At 41.4% G+C, this 21,647-nt stretch carries 19 protein-coding genes; 9 read left to right on the top strand and 10 right to left on the bottom strand.

The features are described 5' to 3' along the window. Positions 1 to 2: 2 nt before the first annotated feature. From lepB to A4H00_RS05200, 5 genes are all read left to right on the top strand, one after another. Positions 3 to 596 carry a signal peptidase I gene (gene lepB, locus A4H00_RS05220; protein ID WP_067087920.1) on the top strand — a complete coding sequence of 198 codons (594 nt, stop codon included), beginning with the start codon at positions 3 to 5 and terminating at the stop codon, positions 594 to 596. An 88-nt stretch (positions 597 to 684) separates the two neighbouring features. Further along, the gene (gene recD2, locus A4H00_RS05215; protein WP_067087918.1) at positions 685 to 3,048 is read left to right on the top strand and encodes an SF1B family DNA helicase RecD2; all 2,364 of its coding nucleotides are present in this window, start codon (positions 685 to 687) and stop codon (positions 3,046 to 3,048) included. Positions 3,049 to 3,220: 172 nt separating this feature from the next. Beyond that, positions 3,221 to 3,547: a PadR family transcriptional regulator gene (locus A4H00_RS05210; RefSeq protein ID WP_067087916.1), complete on the top strand. Its 327-nt coding sequence runs from the start codon at positions 3,221 to 3,223 to the stop codon at positions 3,545 to 3,547. Then, on the top strand, positions 3,534 to 4,121 hold the full coding sequence (locus tag A4H00_RS05205) for a DUF1700 domain-containing protein (protein ID WP_067087914.1): 588 nt from the start codon (positions 3,534 to 3,536) through the stop codon (positions 4,119 to 4,121). Before A4H00_RS05210 ends, A4H00_RS05205 begins: the two co-directional genes overlap by 14 nt. Next, positions 4,118 to 5,203: a DUF4097 family beta strand repeat-containing protein gene (locus tag A4H00_RS05200; RefSeq protein WP_067087912.1), complete on the top strand. Its 1,086-nt coding sequence runs from the start codon at positions 4,118 to 4,120 to the stop codon at positions 5,201 to 5,203. Before A4H00_RS05205 ends, A4H00_RS05200 begins: the two co-directional genes overlap by 4 nt. A gap of 61 nt (positions 5,204 to 5,264) precedes the next feature. Here A4H00_RS05200 and A4H00_RS05195 read toward each other — a convergent pair whose 3' ends face one another. The 3 genes from A4H00_RS05195 to dinB form a co-directional block, all read right to left on the bottom strand. Continuing rightward, positions 5,265 to 5,516 (bottom strand): DUF4177 domain-containing protein, encoded by a 252-nt coding sequence (locus A4H00_RS05195; protein WP_067087910.1) that lies wholly within the window; start codon positions 5,514 to 5,516, stop codon positions 5,265 to 5,267. 20 nt (positions 5,517 to 5,536) lie between these two features. Beyond that, on the bottom strand, positions 5,537 to 6,457 hold the full coding sequence (locus A4H00_RS05190) for a 1-phosphofructokinase family hexose kinase (RefSeq protein ID WP_067087908.1): 921 nt from the start codon (positions 6,455 to 6,457) through the stop codon (positions 5,537 to 5,539). 112 nt (positions 6,458 to 6,569) lie between these two features. Continuing rightward, positions 6,570 to 7,649: a DNA polymerase IV gene (gene dinB, locus A4H00_RS05185; protein WP_067091490.1), complete on the bottom strand. Its 1,080-nt coding sequence runs from the start codon at positions 7,647 to 7,649 to the stop codon at positions 6,570 to 6,572. 212 nt (positions 7,650 to 7,861) lie between these two features. On the opposite strand from dinB, the gene pflB reads away from it, so the two are divergent. Then, a complete protein-coding gene (gene pflB / locus A4H00_RS05180; RefSeq protein ID WP_067087906.1) occupies positions 7,862 to 10,204 on the top strand; it encodes a formate C-acetyltransferase in 2,343 nt (780 codons plus the stop codon). A 139-nt stretch (positions 10,205 to 10,343) separates the two neighbouring features. Here pflB and A4H00_RS05175 read toward each other — a convergent pair whose 3' ends face one another. From A4H00_RS05175 to gla, 3 genes are all read right to left on the bottom strand, one after another. Next, entirely contained in the window at positions 10,344 to 11,276 is a 933-nt protein-coding gene (locus tag A4H00_RS05175) for a serine hydrolase domain-containing protein (protein WP_067087904.1), read from the bottom strand. Then, positions 11,273 to 12,004 carry a CppA N-terminal domain-containing protein gene (locus A4H00_RS05170; RefSeq protein WP_237334217.1) on the bottom strand — a complete coding sequence of 244 codons (732 nt, stop codon included), beginning with the start codon at positions 12,002 to 12,004 and terminating at the stop codon, positions 11,273 to 11,275. The genes A4H00_RS05175 and A4H00_RS05170 overlap by 4 nt, the downstream gene beginning before the upstream one ends. 133 nt (positions 12,005 to 12,137) lie before the next feature. Beyond that, a complete protein-coding gene (gla, locus tag A4H00_RS05165) occupies positions 12,138 to 12,989 on the bottom strand; it encodes an aquaglyceroporin Gla (RefSeq protein ID WP_067087902.1) in 852 nt (283 codons plus the stop codon). Positions 12,990 to 13,081: 92 nt separating this feature from the next. Here gla and A4H00_RS05160 point away from each other — a divergent pair, with 92 nt between their 5' ends. Continuing rightward, entirely contained in the window at positions 13,082 to 15,352 is a 2,271-nt protein-coding gene (locus A4H00_RS05160) for a Xaa-Pro dipeptidyl-peptidase (RefSeq protein WP_067087900.1), read from the top strand. 91 nt (positions 15,353 to 15,443) lie between these two features. Here A4H00_RS05160 and A4H00_RS05155 read toward each other — a convergent pair whose 3' ends face one another. After that, a complete protein-coding gene (locus A4H00_RS05155; RefSeq protein WP_067085967.1) occupies positions 15,444 to 16,700 on the bottom strand; it encodes an ISL3 family transposase in 1,257 nt (418 codons plus the stop codon). A gap of 303 nt (positions 16,701 to 17,003) precedes the next feature. Beyond that, the gene (locus A4H00_RS05150; protein WP_067087898.1) at positions 17,004 to 18,170 is read right to left on the bottom strand and encodes an SIS domain-containing protein; all 1,167 of its coding nucleotides are present in this window, start codon (positions 18,168 to 18,170) and stop codon (positions 17,004 to 17,006) included. Between the two features lie 464 nt (positions 18,171 to 18,634). Here A4H00_RS05150 and A4H00_RS05145 point away from each other — a divergent pair, with 464 nt between their 5' ends. Beyond that, the gene (locus A4H00_RS05145; protein ID WP_067087896.1) at positions 18,635 to 18,934 is read left to right on the top strand and encodes a YbaB/EbfC family nucleoid-associated protein; all 300 of its coding nucleotides are present in this window, start codon (positions 18,635 to 18,637) and stop codon (positions 18,932 to 18,934) included. A 336-nt stretch (positions 18,935 to 19,270) separates the two neighbouring features. On the opposite strand, the gene A4H00_RS05140 is transcribed toward A4H00_RS05145, so the two are convergent. Continuing rightward, complete coding sequence (locus A4H00_RS05140) at positions 19,271 to 20,413, bottom strand: YfgM family protein (RefSeq protein ID WP_067087895.1); 1,143 nt, start codon at positions 20,411 to 20,413, stop codon at positions 19,271 to 19,273. Positions 20,414 to 20,634: 221 nt separating this feature from the next. Between A4H00_RS05140 and A4H00_RS12285 the strand changes: the two genes are divergently transcribed. After that, positions 20,635 to 20,763, top strand: a complete 129-nt coding sequence (locus tag A4H00_RS12285; RefSeq protein WP_257721993.1) for a hypothetical protein — start codon at positions 20,635 to 20,637, stop codon at positions 20,761 to 20,763. Between the two features lie 4 nt (positions 20,764 to 20,767). Here A4H00_RS12285 and A4H00_RS05135 read toward each other — a convergent pair whose 3' ends face one another. Further along, a complete protein-coding gene (locus A4H00_RS05135; protein ID WP_206281837.1) occupies positions 20,768 to 21,328 on the bottom strand; it encodes a DUF2892 domain-containing protein in 561 nt (186 codons plus the stop codon). Positions 21,329 to 21,647: the final 319 nt, after the last annotated feature.

Raw genomic sequence — 21,647 nt, 5'->3', positions numbered from 1 at the left:
CTATGAAACGTTTTTTGAAAGAATGGGGACTGTTCTCCCTTGTTACTATATTCATTATCCTTTCCAAGATCTTTCTCTGGAATCTTGTTAGCGTGGAGGGGCATTCAATGGATCCGACACTCTATGATAATGAACAATTAGTGTTGCTCAAAGTCGGAGATGTCAACCGATTTGACATCGTCGTAGCCAGCGAAACAGACGATAGCGGTAAGGAAAAGCTCATTGTCAAGCGGATTATTGGCCTGCCAGGTGATACGATTCACTATGAAAATGACACGCTCTATATCAATGGCGAACAAGTCCCTGAGCCGTATCTTGATGAGTACAAGGCTGCCTTTGCCCAAGATAAATTGCAATCAACTTACTCCTACAATAAATCATTCCAAGAGCGGGCGCAAGCCGCTCAAGCCTTCACCCAAGATGAACACTTCAATCCAACATTTACGACACAGGTACCAGACGGACAGTATTATCTGCTAGGTGATGACCGTCTCGTGTCCTTAGACAGTCGTAGTGTCGGCACATTTAAGCGGACGAATATTAAAGGGAAAATTGTTTTCCGCATCTGGCCTATCAAACGCATCAAATCATTCTAATTAGAACTCCCAAGCTAAACGTTGCATTCTTTCTTATCTGACGTCTGAGCTTGGGATTTTCATTACCCAGATACCATAAGGAAATACTATGAGCGAATTCTATTTTACAGGAACCATCGATCGGATTATTTTTGAAAATCCCTCCAATTTTTATAAGATTCTCCTGCTTGAAATCGACGACACCGATAGTGACTACGAAGATTATGACATCATCGTTACAGGTACAATCGCTGATGTCATTGAAGGGGAAGATTATCAGTTTTATGGTCACCTCGTCACCCACCCCAAGTATGGTCAGCAGCTCCAAATCACCCGCTATGAACGAAGCAAACCAACTGCTGCAGGGCTAATCAAATATTTTTCAAGCGAACAATTCAAGGGGATCGGTCGGAAAACAGCTGAAAAAATTGTCGAACTCTACGGTGAAAATACCATTGATCATATTCTTGCTGAGCCCGAGAAATTAACGCAAATTACGGGACTTTCTGCCAAACACCGTCAGGCCTTTCTGGAAAAATTACACTTCAACTATGGAACGGAAGTGACCCTCGCAAAACTAGCTGAATACGGTATTCCTAACAAACTAGCCTTTCAAATCCAGGACCACTACAAGGAAAAAACACTAGATGCTATTACTGAAAATCCTTATCAACTGGTTGAAGATATTCAGGGACTCGGTTTCACGATTGCCGATAGAATTGCCGAAAACTTAGGAATTGCAAACGATTCTCCCCAGCGCTTCCGAGCTGCTATGCTCTTTAGTTTGCTTCATCAGTCCATGGAGACGGGTGACACCTATGTGGAAGCACGCGATTTACTGGAACACACCCTAGAGGTGCTTGAAACAGCACGCCAGATTGAACTTGACCCAGCTCTGGTTGCTCAAGAATTGACAGGACTCATTCAAGACGGTAAGGTCCAACAGATTGACACCAAAATCTTCGATAATTCCCTCTTCTTTGCAGAACAAGGTATCCACAAGCAACTCAATCGTTTACTCGAAAAACAAGAAGTCCAGACCTTTTCTGCAGAAAAGATTGACCAAGCCATTGCAGAAGTCGAGGAGCAGTCTAGCTTTCAATACGATACCATTCAGAAACAGGCCATTCACCAAGCTCTCAACAATCCCCTCTTTATCCTAACAGGAGGACCAGGGACTGGAAAAACAACGGTCATCAATGGCATTATTTCCATTTACGCCATGCTACATGGTATCAATCTGACCAAGATAACAGGGGATTGTCCAATTTTACTAGCTGCACCAACCGGTCGAGCAGCTAGGCGCATGAATGAGTTAACAGGCCTACCGAGTGCGACCATTCACCGGCATCTTGGCTTGACAGAAGGGCAAGAAGAAAGCTACCGCGACGAGTATCTAGACGCTGAATTTATCATTATTGATGAATTTTCCATGGTGGATACCTGGCTCGCCAATCAGCTCTTTCAGCATATTTCTTCCAATACTCAGGTCTTAATTGTGGGGGATGCTGAGCAATTACCCTCTGTCAGCCCCGGTCAAGTCTTGGCTGATTTGCTGAAAATTCCTGCTATTCCGAGCATTACTCTCGAAAAAATATTTCGCCAGTCAGACGATTCAACGATTGTCACCTTGGCCAACCATATCCGCCAAGGACAACTTCCTGTTGATTTCCGAGAGAAAAAAGCTGATCGTTCCTATTTTGAAGCCCAAAACGAGCAAATTCCTGCCTTGATTGATCGCATTGTCAGCGCAGCCGTCCAGTCAGGAATCAAGGCCCAAGAAGTACAAATCCTAGCCCCTATGTACCGAGGTCAGGCAGGCATTGACCAGCTCAATATCACCACTCAAGCTCTCCTCAATCCCTTGAAGGAAGGCCAAATTGAATTTCTCCAAAACGATGTCCACTTTCGTCAGGGTGATCGGGTCATTCACTTGGTCAACGATACCGAAGCCAATGTCTTTAATGGAGACTTGGGGTACATTACCGATCTCCTGCCTGCCAAGTATACGGATTCCAAGCAAGATGAACTGACCATTAACTTTGACGGTAGCGAGGTAGTCTATCCACGAAATGAATGGTACAAAATCACGTTGGCCTACGCCATGTCTATCCACAAATCACAGGGGAGCGAGTTTCAGGTAGTTATTTTACCCATCACACGAACTAGCTACCGCATGCTCCAACGAAACCTCCTCTACACCGCCATCACTCGTTCAAAAAGCAAACTCATTCTCTTGGGAGATTACAGCGCCTTTGACTATGCTGTTAAAAATGCGGGAACAACTCGGAAAACCTACCTCAAAGAACGCTTTGATACTGGGCATGCAGAATTACCTCACGAAACTGCACCAATATCCACCGAAGAAGAAGATAAACCTGAAGCCTATCTTCTCACCGAAGAAAATCTCCTGACCATCGATCCCATGATTGGCCTTACAGAAGAAGATATTCAGGCATTTTTTAAGAAATAGCTAATCCCAACTGAAGAGACCATTCCGTTTCTTCAGTTTCTTTTTACTGTTTTTCATATAAAATCTATTGACATTTTTAATTTATAGGTGTATATTTGATATATAATAAAATTCGATATATATCAAATAACAATTCATGCTTAAAATAGACCAAAGCAAAGGAGGTCTTGAAATGTACTTTCCTGTCCCCGCTGTGCTGACAGAGTTTCTCATCCTAGCGATTCTAGAATCCAAGGATTCTTATGGTTATGAAATCAGTCAGACAATTAAGCTCATTGCCAATATCAAGGAATCTGCCCTTTATCCCATTTTAAAAAAAATGGAACAGAATGATTATTTGGCTACCTATTCCCAAGAATACCAGGGACGCACGCGCAAATACTACGGTTTAACCCAATTAGGACACGAGCAACTAGTCAAACTCAAGGAAGATTGGGATATATACACAGCTACAATCAATGGCATTATAGAAGGGAGCATTCGTCATGACAAGAACTGAATACATGGAGCAGTTAGAAAAACACCTGAAAAAATTGCCCCACAAAGAATATCAGGCAGCCGTCAACTATTTTAAGGAGTACTTTGACGATGCAGGTCCAGAAGGTGAAGCAGCCTTGATTGAAGAATTAGGCTCTCCAAAAGAAGCCGCGAGCGACATTATCAACAACATCCTTGACCGTCATATCGAAGAAGAAATGACCGCAGAACGAAAAAGCAAAACCAAAACCATTTGGCTCGCGGTAGTTGCACTCTTGTCACTTCCTGTTGCTATTCCTTTGCTGCTCCTTTTAATCGGTATACTCTTTCTGATAATCGCAGGAGTTGCAGGACTCATCCTCTCAGCCTTTCTGTTAGGACTTGGGCTCATCGTGACAGGTGGCTACTTTATCTGGGAAGCCTTTAGTCTCCTTGGTCAATCCCTCCCAGCTTTTCTCATGGGCTTTGGTACAGGAATTGGCCTTATCGGTGGCGCAGCTATTCTCTACATTATCACAGGACTCTTTGCCTACTGGTCAGGTCGCCTAGTCAGATTCCTCTTTCACTGGATTTTAAAGCGAGGTAAAACAGCATGAAAAAGAAAGTTACGATCACCCTATTAACCGGCTTTATTGCTTTAATTTCAGGCTTAATTCTTTGCGGTGTTGGCTACTTTATGGGAGGTATTGAAGATATCCAAGCCATTGCTACTCCTAGCTTAACAGAAGAAACCTACAAAGACATCAACGAAATCACGATTGATGCCCAAACGCGGACAGTTCAGATAGACGAATCCCCAGATAATCAATTCCATGTCCGCTATGCCAATTTTGATAATTTCCGTTACCGGTCCCTCTCTTTGCAACAGGACAATCATACCCTCACTATCCAGGGAAAAGATCCCAAATTCCATATCCAAGGTATCATGCAATTTTTAGGACAAGAATTGGCTATCAATATGAGACGCAATCACGAACTCAGAGAATTGACTATCCTTGTTCCCAAAGGAAAAACACTTGAAAAATTAAGCGGCTGGAACTATATGGATTCTTTATTGCTCCATAAGGTCCACATCAAAAACCTTAACTGGGGTGGCTTTATCGAGGCTGAGAATGTCAAACTGGAAAATGGGCAACTTAACGCGTTTAGTGGCGCAGCAATCTCCTTTCGCAATTCGCATTTGAAAGGCATGACGATTGATGCAGCCACTGCAACACAATTTTATACAGATAGCACTCTGGAAAATGTCACCCTACGCCAAGCCCGTACAGTTCATCTGCAAAATACAAGCATTCTCGGTACAACGAACCTAGAAACAACAGACCTCGACCACTCTGAAGTCAATGTCGAACTATCTGACAAGAGTCAAAAAGACACCCAACTCGATGTGACAGTTACCTATGACTGGGAAAAGCTACACGACACTTACTACTATCCCGGTCACTATAACAACTCTGAAACAGACGAACAAGATGAGGAAGCAAAGCTTCGAGAAAAAGAATTTCAAACAGAACACCTCGACCAAATGGGGATCGAAGTCGGAACAAAGTATAAAGACCTCAAAATAGAAAAAAACAAAGACGGTGAAACAGCAAAATCTGGTCCACAAAACGCCCAAAATAAACTCATCATCAAAACGATCAACGGAAAAGTAACTGTTGGAACAGTGACCAAATAGGATAGTCAAACGATATAAAGAATAGCCGGTCTTAAATCCGGCTACTTTTTATTTATCTGGTTTAGACAATCTTTTCAAAGACCATGGTAGCCTGGATACGATCTCCCCCACCCAAGCCTTTGCTTCCACCATTAGCTGTTGTAATCGTATGAAGCCTGTAGCCTTTTTGAACTTGCCGATTGATGACGTCTTCTAATTCCGTTAAATTCCCAGAACCTGTTCCCAAAAATTTCTCTTTTAGCGTCACCTGAAGAACCACGTAATGTAAGGTATCTGTGCCAGAAGCTGTAGAAAAAGAACTCTGGTCCTTCATCCCATACGACTCTTCCTATTCTACAATTCCTCAACCGTTACTTTTTCGAGTAATGCCTTGTACTGCTCTTTGTCCACCTCTGGGAAATACTGCAAGCAGTTGGCTGCTGAAAAAGCCGCTGCCTCACTAAGATAGCGCTCAGGGGCTTCTTTGCGGCTCAAGCCCTTGACCAAGACTCCCAAGTAGAAATCGCCAGACGCAATCGGATTCAATGCCTCAACCCGCAGAGGAGCTACTCGGAAAAAACGATCCCCTATCTTGGCTAAACTTCCCTTAGCCCCCATGGTGACAATCATATTTTCATGCGGTGTTTTTTCTTTTAAAATCGCTAAAATCTGCTCTGGATCTTTCTCATCCAATTCTGGGTAAATATCCTTGAGTTCCTCATTGTTAATCTTGACCAAACTAGGTTTTGATTGATAGGCTGCTCGCAAAGCTGCTCCGCTGGTATCCACAATCGTATGAACTCCTGGGTGGCGGTCAATCAATTGCTTGATATAATCATCTGGCATGCCCTTCATTAAACTGCCTGAAAAGACCAACCAATCTCCCTCTGAAAGACAATCTTCTAATTGCTTGGTAAATTGGGCTAGCAGGTCTTCTGTCAAATCCAAGCCCTTCTCATAAAATAGGGTCACATCGCCTGTCTCTGTTTCCATATAAATGTTACAGGTACGGGTATTTTGCGAATTTTCTACAACCTGTAAGGCATTGCCCTTATCTGCGTTCAAGTCTTGAATATACTGACCGATTCGGCCTCCCAAAATGGTATGAATCACATACGCTGATTCCCCATTTTCCTTGAGAGCATACGCAACATTGAAACTTTTTCCACCAGGGTATTCCCTTACTTCACTCGGACGAAGCGGAATATTTTTCTCAATTCGCTCCACTAACAGCGTTCGATCTAAAGCAGGATTCGGACAAACTAAATGAATCATGACACAACAGCCTCCTTAGGCATTTTCTTTTATTGTACCACCTTTGACATTGTTTGTATATATCATTATACTGATTTAAAATAGATATAAATAGGAAGAAAGAATTGCTTCTCTAGTCTTCCACCTGCTCATGAAAATTCGTAACTGTCACTCCTAGCAGACGAATCCCCTTACTCCAATCAGCGATATGCTCCAGTATTTTTTCCACTTGCTGATGGATGACTTCGGCTTGATCAGTTGCTTCAGCCATACTCACTCGCTTGGTGAGGGTTGTAAAGTCTCCATAACGGATTTTCAAGACAATGGTCCTTCCTTTTTTCCGCTGGCGTTGCAAGCTATCCGCTACTCGATTAGCTAGACTTGCTAACTCCTTTTTAGCATCGGCTTCCACATACAAGAGCTTACGGTAAGTTCGTTCCTTGCCGATTGACTTGCGAACACGATTAACCTTGACAGGAGAATTGGAAATCCCTCTCGCCTTGCGGTATAAATCATAGCCAAAACGACCAAAGGTATCAATCAAGGTCATCTCTGAAATGTCAAGAAGATCCTTACCTGTATAAACTCCCATCTCATGTAACTTTGCGACTGTTTTCTTACCCACCCCATGAAATTTCTCGACAGGTAAGGAGGATAGAATAGCGACTGCCTCATCTGGCAAAATAAGGGTCAAGCCATGCGGTTTTTCCATATCTGAAGCGATTTTAGCTAGAAATTTATTATAAGATACACCTGCTGAAGCAGTTAAGCGTAGTTCATTCCAGATATCATGCTGGATGAGCTTTGCAATTTTTACCGCAGATTTAATACCTTTTTTGTTTTCTGTCACATCCAAATAGGCTTCATCAATACTCATCGGCTCTACTAAGTCTGTGTAACGATGAAAAATCTCCCGCACTTGCTGTCCTACTGCTTGGTACTTTTCATAATTTCCCGCAATAAAGATCGCCTGTGGACAACGCTCATAGGCTTCTTTACTACTCATAGCCGAATGGACGCCAAACTTTCTGGCTTCATAATTGCAGGTTGAAACAACTCCACGACCTCCAGACAAACGAGGATCATGGCCGATGATCACTGGCTTTCCTTTCAAGCTAGGATTGTCTCGTACTTCAATGGCAGCAAAAAAAGCATCCATATCAATGTGGATAATTTTTCGAGAAGTATCATTGATTAAAGGAAAAATAAGCATACCGTCTACCACCTTTTCTCTAGTATACCGCATCTTTTTTATTTCCGCTAAAATTCGCTATACACTAAATGAAAATAGGTGTGAAAAAATGTAAGACTATTGCAATTCTTTTCATTTATTTTCAAGTATTTTAGCCTTGTAGAAAGTGGTCTCAAGTGGTATAATAATAGGCATAAAGACGCATGGCGCCTAAATTTAAAAGGAGAACCCTCATGTCAACAAAAGTTAAAACAAAAAATGTAACTGAAGACATTTTTGCCCAAGCTTGGGAAGGTTTCAAAGGTACTGACTGGCAAGATAAAGCTAGTGTAACTCGCTTCGTTCAAGCTAACTACACTCCATACGATGGAGACGAAAGTTTCCTTGCAGGTCCAACGGAACGCTCTCTCCACATCAAGAAAATCATCGAAGAAACAAAAGCAGGATACGAAGACACTCGTTTCCCAATGGATATTGACCGTGCGACTTCTATCGCCGATATCCCAGCTGGTTTCATCGATAAAGATAATGAAGTAATCTTCGGTATCCAAAACGATGAGTTGTTCAAATTGAACTTCATGCCTCGTGGTGGTATCCGTATGGCTGAAACAACATTGATTGAAAACGGCTATACTCCTGACCCACTTCTTCATGAAATTTACACAAAACATGCCACAACTGTAAACGATGGTATCTTCCGTGCTTACACTGCTGACATTCGCCGTGCGCGCCACTCTCACCACGTTTCTGGTCTTCCAGATGCTTACTCACGTGGACGTATCATCGGTATGTACGCTCGTCTTGCCCTTTATGGAGCTGACTACTTGATGGAAGAAAAAGTTGCAGACTGGAACTCTATCAATGAAATCGACGAAGAATCAATCCGTCTTCGTGAAGAAATCAACATGCAATACCAAGCATTGCAACAAGTTGTTCGCTTGGGTGACCACTATGGTGTAGATGTACGCCGTCCTGCTTTGAATACAAAAGAAGCTATCCAATGGGTAAACATCGCCTTCATGGCAGTATGTCGTGTGATTAACGGTGCTGCAACCTCACTTGGACGTGTGCCAATCGTACTTGACATCTATGCAGAACGTGACTTGGCTCGCGGTACCTTTACTGAATCAGAAATCCAAGAATTCGTAGATGATTTCGTATTGAAACTCCGTACTGTTAAATTTGCACGTACAAAAGCATTTGACGAAATCTACTCAGGAGACCCAACTTTCCTTACAACTTCTATGGCAGGTATGGGTAACGACGGCCGTCACCGTGTTACAAAAATGGACTACCGTTTCTTGAACACGCTTGACAACATCGGTAACTCTCCAGAACCAAACTTGACTGTTCTTTGGTCTGACCAACTTCCATATTCATTCCGTCGCTACTGTATGTCAATGAGCCACAAACACTCTTCTATCCAATACGAAGGTGTAACAACAATGGCCAAAGACGGATACGGCGAAATGAGCTGTATCTCATGCTGTGTATCACCACTTGATCCAGAAAGCGAAGACAAACGCCACAATATCCAATACTTCGGAGCTCGCGTAAACGTTCTTAAAGCCCTTCTTTCAAGCTGGAACAACGGTTATGACGATGTACACAAAGACTACAAAGTATTTGACTGTGTAGAGCCAAACAATTCTGAAGTCTTCGAATACGACGAAGTTATCAAAAACTTTGAAAAAGCACTTGACTGGTTGACTGATACCTATGTAGATGCGATGAACATCATCCACTACATGACAGACAAGTACAACTACGAAGCAGTACAAATGGCATTCTTGCCAACCTTCCTTCGTGCAAACATGGGATTCGGTATCTGTGGATTTGCCAATACAGTTGACTCACTTTCTGCGATTAAATACGCACAAGTAAAACCAATCCGTGACGAAGATGGCTTCATCTACGACTACGAAGTAACTGGTGACTTCCCACGTTACGGTGAAGATGATGACCGTGTAGATGACATTGCAAAATGGCTCATGGAAGCATTCTTCTCACGCTTGAACAAACATAAATTGTACAAGAACGCAGAAGCAACTGTTTCTATCTTGACTATCACTTCTAACGTTGCTTACTCTAAACAAACCGCTAACTCACCTGTTCACCGTGGAGTATTCCTCAATGAAGATGGTTCTGTTAACACTTCTAAAGTGGAATTCTTCCCACCAGGTGCAAACCCAACATCTAAATCTCGCGGTGGTTGGTTACAAAACTTGAACTCATTGTCTAAATTGAACTTCAAACATGCAAATGACGGAATTTCATTGACAACTCAAGTATCACCAAAAGCACTCGGTAAGACATTCGATGAGCAAGTCAACAACTTGGTAACAATCCTTGATGGTTACTTTGAAAATGGTGGACAACACGTTAACTTGAACGTTATGGACCTTCAAGATGTTTATGACAAGATTATGAACGGTGAAGACGTTATCGTACGTATCTCTGGTTACTGTGTAAACACCAAGTACCTCACTAAGGAACAAAAAACTGAATTGACACAACGTGTCTTCCACGAAGTTCTTTCAATGGACGATGCTGCTCGCGAAATTTCAGGTAACTAATATAAAAAAGCAGCCCTGATTGCTCAGGACTGCTTTTTGTGTTTCACATTGTAAGTGATATCTATATAAAAGAGCAAGAGTGCTTGTAAATTCCCTCTTGCTCTTCTTTCTATTTCATGCTACCGGGGTCAATCCTATGCTAGAGACTTTGCTCCAAGGTCTCGACAATCACTTGATACAGCTCTTTTCGCTTCTCAATCCACAAGGGACGATTATCTTCATCATAGGTGCGATTGGTGAGAAAAATGGCTGCCAATTGCTTTTCAGGATTGACCATGATAAAAGGACCTGTATAACCTGTATGGTCTAGCCAACCGCCATTTTCAAGATTCCAAACGATTGAACGGGGTTTTGAGAAACTGATATTCTGAGCCAAATTCCTCGCAAATTTCCCTTTCAAATAATGGTTGAGAAAGCTTTTCAAGTCTGCCAATGTCGAAAAGAGACCTGCTGAGCCACAATGAAGCCCTAGCAACCTAGCTTTGGGATCATGTACCAAACCTGCCTGCTCTCCCTTGACCGTTGGCACAGCCGACTGAACTGGTCCAAATTGTGTTTCTGCCATGCTCCATGGTGTAAAAACACGCTCCTGTAAGATTCTATCAAGGGGCTGCCCCAGTAATTCTTCCAACATAAAGCCAAGCAAAATTAGGTTGATGTCAGTATAGTGAAAATCCTTATCAGCCGTCACCTGAATCTGGTCAATTGCCGCTTTCAGCTCTTCAAAACTTAAACTATCTCGATTGGCAATATAGGGATCAATCCCTGTCGTATGAGTGACCAGTTGGCGAAGGGTAATACTGGCATCATGAAATGGTGGATAGTAGGTTTTTAATGGCTTATCCAGCGCAATAATTCCTTCTTCTAGCAAAAAAATCAGGACTGTGCCTACTCCGACAACCTTGGAAACAGATGCCAAATCATAGATCAATCCTGCTTGAGTCACGACATTTTCTTCGCTATGGCCGATATAGTAATCGTGCCAGCTATCGTGGTGATAGAGGGCTAAACTAGCACCACGATATAAACGCTCAGCCATCTGCTGCTCAATTTTTTCTAAGATAGCCTTCATTTTTCAAACCACAGTTCAATATTGCTTCCATCGCTGGTCTGTAAAAAGCGCTCTTTCTTGTCTTTAAAGAAAGGAACTTGCAGTTTCTCCTCCAACCTTGACCAATCCATATCAGCAGCAACTGGAATCCGCAAACTATCGATATCCCATGTTTTTCCTGCTTCCGCCAATAAGTCCTGTCCAACAGCTTCACGAAAGGCTACTACTTCCTGTCCTGGTAAGATATTTTGATAGAAAGCACGACTGACCTCAGGCTGAGGAGTATTGAGAATAATTTTTTCAACAGAGAAATCTGTTAACTTCTCAAAATCCTCCATGGAGCGAAAGGCTACTGGTGGCAAGATCTCCACAAGTTTTGTTACATCTTCTTCTGCATGAAGCAAAAAAGTGTCATTTTCTGGCGATATACTTTCAAAGGCATAGCCATTAGCCCCTTTATAGAGTTTGGTAAAGCGACTACCACGTGCTAGCAAGGCTTCAATTTCTAACGGATTTACTACCTGAATTACGACTTTATGGAGCTTTTTCAAGCCCACAACAGCCCTTGTCCGCATACTTGGCGACTCAATCAAGACCAACTTGGTTACTGCACTTGCAGTCGCACCTAGTTCAACAAAGGCGCCATCTTCCAGATGGGTCTTAAAACCTAGATGGCCTTCTAAAAATGCTTGATTTATCCTACGATTGTTAATTCGAATCGCAGGAATCATATTTTTCTCTTTCATCATTCCCCATTTCCCTTACTTCGATACTTCTCTATTGTAAAGGAAAACGATAAATTTTACAAATAATTGACTGTAAATCTAGGCAAATTTTCCATTGTTTTGCATACAAAAAGAGGTCCTAAAGACCTCATTTGTTTTATCCGTAGATTAGTTTATAAAGTGCAATAGCGCTGATACCTGCTGCGATTGGTGCAACAACGGGTACCCAGGCATACCACCATTTTGAATCTGCTTTTGCTTGACCAAGAACAGCTTGTGGCAATAATTGGTGCAAGATACGTGGACCCAAGTCACGAGCTGGGTTAAGCGCTGGTCCAGTTGGGCCACCGACTGCTGCTACAAGCGCCATTACCAAGAAACCTAGTCCCATATGAGCTACGTTCAATCCTGGGTTCAAGTAATGTGTGATTTGCATTTTTGCTGCTGCATCTGATAAATCTGCACCTTGTTCTGCTAAGAAGCCAAGAAGTTCTGCACCAAAGTAGTGCTTTGTAATCGACATCGCACCAAAAAACAAGACAAATGACCCGAAGAACTCATTCAAGAATCCGTTGACCCATGATGCTTTACGGCTAGCTGTCGTGCCGTCATCTAATGCTGAAATCGTTGAGAATGATCCCAAGACATGATTTGAATTTTCAGTCTTCAAGAAGTAAGGGCGGTAAACGCCAACAACCACTGCTTGACCTGCCATCGCACCAAGAAACTGTGCTGCAATATAACCTGGAACCAAGGCCCAATCAAAATAACCTGATACGGCTAAACCAATTGTAAAGGCTGGGTTGATGTGGTTACCAGAAACGTTCCCAAACATCAAGGCCGGCATCATGACCGCTAACCCATAACCAATAGCAATCAAGATCCAACCTGAGTTGTTTCCTTTTGTGCCCTTTAAATCAACATTTGCTACAGTCCCGTTCCCTATAATAATCATGAGCGCTGTCGCAAGAAATTCTGTAATGTACTTTACATGTACCGCTACGTCCATTTTTTTCGTTTCCTCCATTAAGTTTTAGACAAACACTATTGTATCAGCTATAATAGGTAATGTAAAGACTATTTTAACATTTAGGAGAATGTATGCGTTTTAATCAATTTTCTTATATCCAAACATCCCAAAAAGACATGCTAGCAGAGTTAGAAAGCCTAGGATTTGCCTTCCAACCTGAAGTGAGCAACAAGGAAAATTTGGAACACTTTGTCCGTAAGGTTTTCTTTTTGACGACCAATACGGATATCACCTTGTCCAATCACATCGCTGACTGGGAGACGGACCTCTTGACCTTCTTTCAATCAGAGAGCGAATTAGATCCTCAGATTTTTTATCAGGTGGCTTTCCAGTTATTGGGCTTTGTCCCTGGAGTCGACTATCTAGACGTCATGGACTTTGTGTCAAGAACGCAATTTCCGATTACCTACGGCAATCTGATTGAAAATCTCTACCAATTACTCGCAACACGCACCAAGTCTGGCAATACCCTCATTGATCAACTAATCAGCGACGGTCTAATCCCAGAGGATCAAACCTACCATTTTTTCAACGGAAAATCCTTAGCAACTTTTGCAACAAATCAGATTATCCGTGAAGTCGTGTATGTTGAAACACCCGTTGATACGACCAAATCCGGACAGACAGATATTGTCAAGGTATCTATTTTACGCCCTGCTTTTTCAGGAAAAGTTCCTGCTGTCATCACCAATAGTCCCTATCATCAAGGAGTCAACGACCAAGCCAGCGACAAGGCTCTTCACAACATGGAAGGCCAATTAGCTACCAAAGCGCCCCACACCATTACAGTTACGCCAACCGATATCGAAACTCTCCCTGCTGATGAGCGCCCGCTTCCTACTAGCACTGCAACTGAGAAGGTCGGCCATATCAGCTCTTACTCACTCAATGACTATTTCTTAGCTCGTGGCTTTGCGAGTATCCATGTATCAGGTGTTGGAACTCTCGGTTCAACAGGTATGATGACATCCGGTGATTACCAGCAAGTTTATAGCTTTAAGGCTGTCATTGATTGGTTAAATGGTCGTGCAAGAGCCTATACAGATCACACTCGCTCACAAATTGTGAAGGCTGACTGGGCAAATGGAAAGGTGGCAACGACTGGCTTATCTTATTTGGGTACCCTGTCAAATGCCCTTGCGACAACAGGTGTAGAAGGTCTCGAGGTCATCATTGCTGAAGCTGGGATTTCTTCCTGGTATGACTATTATCGTGAAAACGGATTGGTGACAAGTCCTGGAGGGTATCCTGGTGAAGACTTGGATAGTTTAACAGCTCTCACCTATTCTCGGAGCCTACAAGCAGGTGATTTCTTACGTAGCAAATCCCAATACCAAACTGCATTTGAAGCTGAAATACAGGCACTTGATCGCACATCAGGCGACTATAATCAATATTGGCATGACCGAAATTATCTCCTCCATGCAGATAAGGTCCAATGCGAGGTCGTCTTTACCCACGGCTCACAAGATTGGAATGTGAAACCTATTCATGTGTGGAATATGTTCCATGCTCTGCCAGACCATGTGGCCAAACACCTCTTTTTCCACAATGGGGCACATGTCTACATGAACAATTGGCAGTCTATTGATTTTAGAGAGTCGATGAATGCTCTGCTCACAAAAAGATTGCTCGACCAAGAGAATCACTATCAGCTTCCTAAGGTCATTTGGCAAGATAACAGTGCAGAGCAAAGTTGGGTAGAACTAGAGCAATTTGGGGGACAAAAGGAAGAATTATTCCCTCTTGGAAAAGGAATGAACACCATTTCCAACCAATATCCTGAGGAGCAATTTACCAAATACGGCAAGGCCTATCCGAGCTTCCTACAAGACCTCTTTGACGATAAGGCCCAGCAAATTACAATTGACATCCCTATCACAGAAGAGCTACAGCTAAATGGTCGAGCATGCCTTCATCTCCGCGTCAAATCAAGCGTAGCAAAAGGACTTCTTTCTGCTCAATTGCTAGACTTTGGAGCCAACAAGCGATTCGCACCTATCCCTAGTATGAAAGTCCGTGCTAGCCTTGATAATGGTCGCTTCTATGCTGCTGAAAATCTAATGGAACTTCCATTTGTAGAAAGCCTCTACCGTGTGGTCAGCAAGGGCTACCTAAACTTACAAAACCGTACGGATCTCTTGACCATCGAAGCAGTACCTGCTGACGAATGGATGGACATTGAATGGGAATTGCAGCCAACCATTTACAAATTCAGCAAAGATAGCACACTACGACTGGTGCTATACACAACAGACTTTGAGTGCACCATTCGTGACAACAGCGACTGGCAAATAGCCGTCGACTTAGAACAGTCAACTTTGACTCTACCGCATGAATAAAACCGCATCTACTAGCTAAAAAAGATGATTGTTTTCCAAAACAACTAGATAAAAAAAGGGCTCTTTGTCAACTGTAGTGGGTAGATGTCAGCTAACATCTAGAGAGGACCAAGTTGGTCTTCTCTTTTTTGATATTGATGGCAATCAAAATCCGCTTTTTGAAGTTTTCAAAGTTCCGAAATCCAAAGGCATTACGCTTGATGACTTTGATAAGATTATTGGTAGCTTCCAATTTAGCGTTGGAATAAGGCAATTCCAAGGCGTTTAAAACCTTGTCCTTATCCTTTAGAAACGTCTTAAATACCGTCTGGAAAATAGGGTTAACAGTGGCTATTTCTTGCTCAATTAGGTCAAAGAAATGATCTGAGTTTTTCTCTTGGAAATGGAATAAAAGAAGTTGATAGAGTTCATAATGTTGTCGTAACTCATCTGAGTAGGATAGGAGCTTGTCTAAGATTTCCTTATTGGTCAAATGCATGCGAAAAGTAGGGCGATAAAACCGCTTGTCACTGAGTTTACGGCTATCTTGTTGTACCAGTTTCCAGTAGCGTTTGAGCGTCTTGTATTCATGCGATTTGCGGTCAAAAGCATTCATGATTTGGGTACGGACACGGTTCATAGCACGGCTGAGATGTTGCACAACGTGGAAGCGATCCAGCACGATTTTAGCATGAGGAAAAAGTTGTTTGGCTAGTTGATAGTAAGGGCTAAACATGTCCATAGTGATGATTTTAACGCGGTTTCTGACCTTTCTAGGGTATCTCAGAAAGTGATTTCGGATGGTTGCTTGCGTTCTTCCATCAAGGATAGCGATGATGTTATTTGTGTCAAAATCTTGAGCGATAAAGCTCATTTTCCCTTTCTTGAAGGCATACTCATCCCAGGACATGACTTCTGGAAGCTTATCCCAATCCGTTTCAAATTTAAACTCATTGAGTTTTCGAATAACTGTAGATGTAGAAATGGAGAGTCTGTGTGCGATATGTGTCATTGCTTGCTTTTCGATGAGTAATTGTGCGATTTTCTGGTTGACAGCGACAGAGATTTGATGGTTCTTCTTAACAATAGGAGTTTCAGCGACCGCTATTTTCCCACAGTCTTTGCACTTGAAACGACGCTTTCGAAGGCGGATAAGTAGCGGGTAGCCAGCAGTTTCTAAGTAGGGGATTTTAGAGGCTTTCTGGAAGTCGTACTTAGCCATTTGTCCCTTGCAGGAAGGGCATTTAGGGGCTGTGTAATCCAAGTGACCGTGGAGTTCTAAGTGTGTTCCCATGTCGCATTCATTAGTGATAGTGATATTTTTGTCTTTCATTTTGAGAAAATTTGTGATAAGATTTAGTTGTTCCATATGAGTCTTTCTAAATGATAGTTTTGTCGCTTTTCATTATAGGTCATATGGAACTTTTTTTCTACACTGAAAAAGGCTCCATAATCTCTGTGGCGGGCGTACCCACTACAGATATTATAGAGCCAAAAAAAGTAGGTAAACACATTCTGTTTCCTACTTTTTCTATTGAATTCTGCAACTCTAATTGTCTTTCTTATGTCATAACATGTAGTGAGCAAAAATAATAAAGATTACGATAGAAAAACACTATTGATGACCACAGAAGCTGTACGCAATCCAGATAACAATAGTGTGTCTTTTATTTTATGATAACGGATGGATTGTCACTCCCTGTACCACACGGTTCACTGTTCCTGTTGGTGATGGAGTATCTGGGAGATTCTTACATTTCAAGGCTGTCATAGTCGCAAAAGTTTGACCAAATAAAATATATGGGAAACTCAAGAATACATCAGGCAAGTCAACACCGCCTTCTGCAAGAACAAAGTTTGGAGCATCCGTACCTGCAAGTTTGTCAGCAGAAAGTACCACAATACGCGTTGCGATTTGATCACCGTATACTTCATTGACTAAGTCCACATCATACTGCCTAGTGTAGGCATCATTTGATGCAAAGAGGATGACAACAGTCTTCTCATTAATCAACGATTTTGGCCCATGACGGAATCCAAGTGGAGATTCATACATGGTTGCAATCTTTCCAGCTGTCAATTCCAAAATTTTTAACTGCGCTTCATGAGCTAGACCATAGAAACCACCAGAACCTAGATAGATGACACGCTCAAAATCAAGTTCAACCAAGTCTTGCACATCGTCTTCTCTGTCTAATACATCTTGACCAAGAGCCACAATGGTATCCACCCAACTTGCTTTCACTTCTACTGTTTCTGGTGAGAAGACGAGTAAGGCGGTCAGAGACATACAACTATAACTACCAGTCATAGCAAAACCTTTGTCATTTGATAATGCCGGCTGGAGTAAGAGAAGATTTGCAGCATCTCCTTCAGCCGCTTGTGCCAATTTGCCTTCTGGTGCACAGGTGATGGTCACTTGATATAAGGTATCCACTAATTGTTTGGCAATTTCGACAGCTGCTAAACTCTCTGGAGAATTTCCACTACGTGCAAAGGACACAAGAATCGTTGGAATATCTGCTTGTAGATAATCATGTGGACGAGCCACAATCTCAACGGATCCAATAGTAATAAACCGAATCTGCTTGGTATCATTGACTTGATTCAAATAATTGGCAATCGTTTGTCCAACAAAATCGGAGGTCCCTGCACCTGTAAAAATAACCTGAATAAAATCATGTTTAGCCTTAATATCCTTTAAAAAGGCTGTAATGATCTCTAATTTGTCATGGTAGAGTTGATAGGCTTCCTTCCACAAATCTGGTTGCTGATAAATCTCAGCGACAGTAATACTAGCCCCAAATCTTTCTAATTCTTCTTTTGGTAGATGAAACATTGCTTTTCCTCCTTGGTGGTTATAACCAGTTTCTTTTATTATACCCTATAAAAACGCTTTCGTCAATATAAAATAGGCTATTCTCACGACAGACGCATGAAGAAAATCATTCGTTGAAAAAGTTGTGAAAACAACAAAACGCCTACTTTGATAACCTTATTTAAAAAAATTCGAAGGATTTTCGAGAAATTCTCTAGTTTTTCATCCTTTAATACTACATGAAAGTTTCGCTTTCGGCAATTACGGGTCTGGTTTTTCAATATTTCAGAATAAAAATCATATTTTAGAAATAATTTGGAAAAATTTTCTTCATGCGTCTGTCATGGGCCATTCTATTGAAAACCTCAACAAAATAAAGGATTTATATTGTAGAGCCCCACTAACAAAACTGCATTTCTTTTTTGAATTCCCTGTCTGACATGGTATAATAAGAAATAGGCAAACAAGGAAAGGAAGAAAAAGCTATGATGAACATGCAACAGATGATGAAGCAAGCGCAAAAATTACAAAAACAAATGGAGAAAAGCCAAGCTGAGCTTGCGGCAACAGAATTTACAGGCACATCTGCCCAAGACTTGGTCTCTGTGACCTTTACAGGTGATAAGAAGCTGATAACCATTGATTTTAAGCCTGAGGTGGTAGATGCCGACGATCTGGAAACTTTGCAAGAAATGACCATCCAAGCCGTCAATCAAGCCCTCACCAAAATCGATGAAACAACCCAGAAAAAATTGGGCGCTTTCGCTGGAAAATTACCATTTTAAAAAGTGTAAACGCGACGTTTGGTCGCGTTTTTCGTTTATTATGTGGCTTTAAAAGCCAGTCTGGCTCCGATAGATACGAGATAAATCAACGAGACTGGGCCAAAAATTACCTGACTAGGTAACGAAACCGCAGATAGAAGCGTGAGCCAGTAAGGTGAGTTAACAACGTCAGATGTTGATTCCTGACGAGTATAACTCCAAACGCTACCTCCTTTTACGAATATTGAACTGCATTTTGACACAGAACAACTCCCCTTATTGTTTCATAAAGGAAGTTGTTCAGCACAGTAATTTGGTATTGTGACTCGAGTCTAGCACAAGATTAGACAAGCTGCTTTACTTATCACTAGATGCTTTATATTCTTTATAACCCTCTGTCTCCAGCTCTGCTCGAAGTTTTTCAAGGTCTTGTGTTTCATATCCATATACCTTGTTAGAAGTCTCCAAGTCCAAACTATTATCAGTATTTACGTAATAGCGATAGCCATAGTAAGCATACTGTACACTGTTATCGTATTTACCTTGTTTTGAAATCTTATAAATAGAGACTAGGTAAATTTGACCAGAAGCTGCATCGCTGTATGAAGCAACATTATAGGAAATATGATCTGATTGCTTTTCCAAAGTATAGGTTGCATAGTCTGAATTTTCATACTTTGATTTGGCATAGCTGTCATTTTTGGTGAGAGCTTCTGTAATGTTGGAAATATCAGAAATCTCCTTCAAGTCTTTTACTTCAACTTCAATCTCACTTGATTCTAGTTTCTTACCTTCTTTTTCTAAACCTGATATATAGGATTGGGCAACATCTAAGCGGACTGTCTCTCCATTTTTATAATTTTCCTTCGTATCAGAAATGGTAAAAAGCTGGTTTCCATCTTTATCCGTTGGTAATTTGATTTTTCCATAGTTATTAAAGCCAATGAATGTAACTGGATATTCTTCTAGCAAAGCTTTTGTCGAGATTGTCTCTGTTTTTTCAAGTCCTTCCACTTTAAATTTCTTAGTCTCTTTCTTAATCGGAGATTTACTAGATTTCGGACTAATTGATAAGGTTACGGTATCCCCGTTGCTTAATTCAGAAGTCTTATCAAAATTGTATGAAACACTTGAAATAATGGCGTTTGCCTTCTTATATTTGCTGTTCAACGATGAGCTTGCAGAAATTTCCGCTAGAATCAATGGATCTCGGTTTATCAAATCTTCAACTTGATTTTTATTGAATCCTACGCTGCGATACGCAACTCTCTGAATCTCCACATTAATCTCTTGCGAATCGTACTCCAATTGGCCATAGCCGTCATAACCACTAAATTCCACGTTAACAGCAGTGGCAACACTTTTGGGTTGAGACTGGTAAAAATTGTAGCCGCCACCTACTGCAATGACTGCTACTACGATTGAGATAGCTGCTACCTTATTTTTTTGAACAAATGCCTTTATTTGTTCAAAAAGGTTTCCAACTTGATTTGTATCCATAAAACAAATCTCCTTTATATATTTATTAGACAGATAGTAAACCTTTCGGCTGCATTTTGGGCTACTACTCATCAAGAATCAGCTTCTTCTGTCGTTAACTTACCTTGCTGAATTGTTGAAAAAGCAACTACTTTTCTTATTTCCAGATTGCCTATCGTTTCGTTGCCAAATCAGATTTTGATTTTTATAGCGAATAGTTCAAATGATATAGGAGGTGGCAAATGGCATTTCAGGCATTGAAAAGTCGCTTCTTAGCCGTCGCCTACCTTACATTTCCGAATCGGTTGTTGATGAAAGAAACGATTTTCATTAACTCTGTTGCACAACGACTAGTTGTAAAGAGTCGTTGAAAATCTATTCTTGGTTGTTTTGATTTTTCAAAGCATCGACAAGCTGTTGAGTAGATTGAGCTTGCTGATTATTAATCAACTGAGCATTTAATTGAGCGTTGAGCAATCCATTGCGATCATCATTGTATTTATTAATTTTAGCGATAACTTTTTCTTCAAATTCTTGAGCATGATGCGCTTCGAAAAATGGGAGTGGAATAGTTACAGAATTACCGCTATTCTCATAGCTGAAAACAGTCAAAATACCTGAAGCAATCACAAGTGCTGCAACTGCTAAAACGACTAAAGCAGCTAAGAAACTTTCTCTCAGCATATTCAAGCCAAATAATCCTAATAGTAGGCCAATAAAGATTTTTCCTAATTTATAAGAAGAACTTGTATAAACATTTGAAACGTTTCCCAGTGGCGTTGTATATTTCCGACGACCTGCTGGAACTAAACCAAAAATGATAGTATTAGGGATGTCAATCATAATATTATAATTATCTACATCCATTTTTCCTTTAATCCATGGTGTTACGACAGCTACGGCAAATTTTTTCTCGATTTCTTTTGTTACTTCCATTTTCTTTCTCCTAAATATTCCATGTGTTATCCAAACATTATTCCATCTCCTCAGTCCTATCTGCCGATGATTTTATAGATAGTCGCTCAGGAAATATGCCACTACATGAGTTTTGAGCTGATAAGATTCAGATACCAAACCGAAGTGCTACTAAGATAGGTATCTTCCTGCTTTTCATCCTCTCTAATCTCTCCATCTTTTTGCCCCTGTGAGCATGCCGCCAAGTACGAATCTTGTAAACCAATGTTTGGTAGGATTTAGCGCCTCCTACACGTGAGTAAGCGACTATTTGACCTTCTGCAGTTGTCATTGTCACCAC

This window comes from Streptococcus marmotae (assembly GCF_001623565.1).
Classification (GTDB): Bacteria; Bacillota; Bacilli; order Lactobacillales; family Streptococcaceae; genus Streptococcus; species Streptococcus marmotae.
Note: the sequence above shows the minus strand (reverse complement) of the source record. Positions and strands in the feature narration are given on the sequence as shown.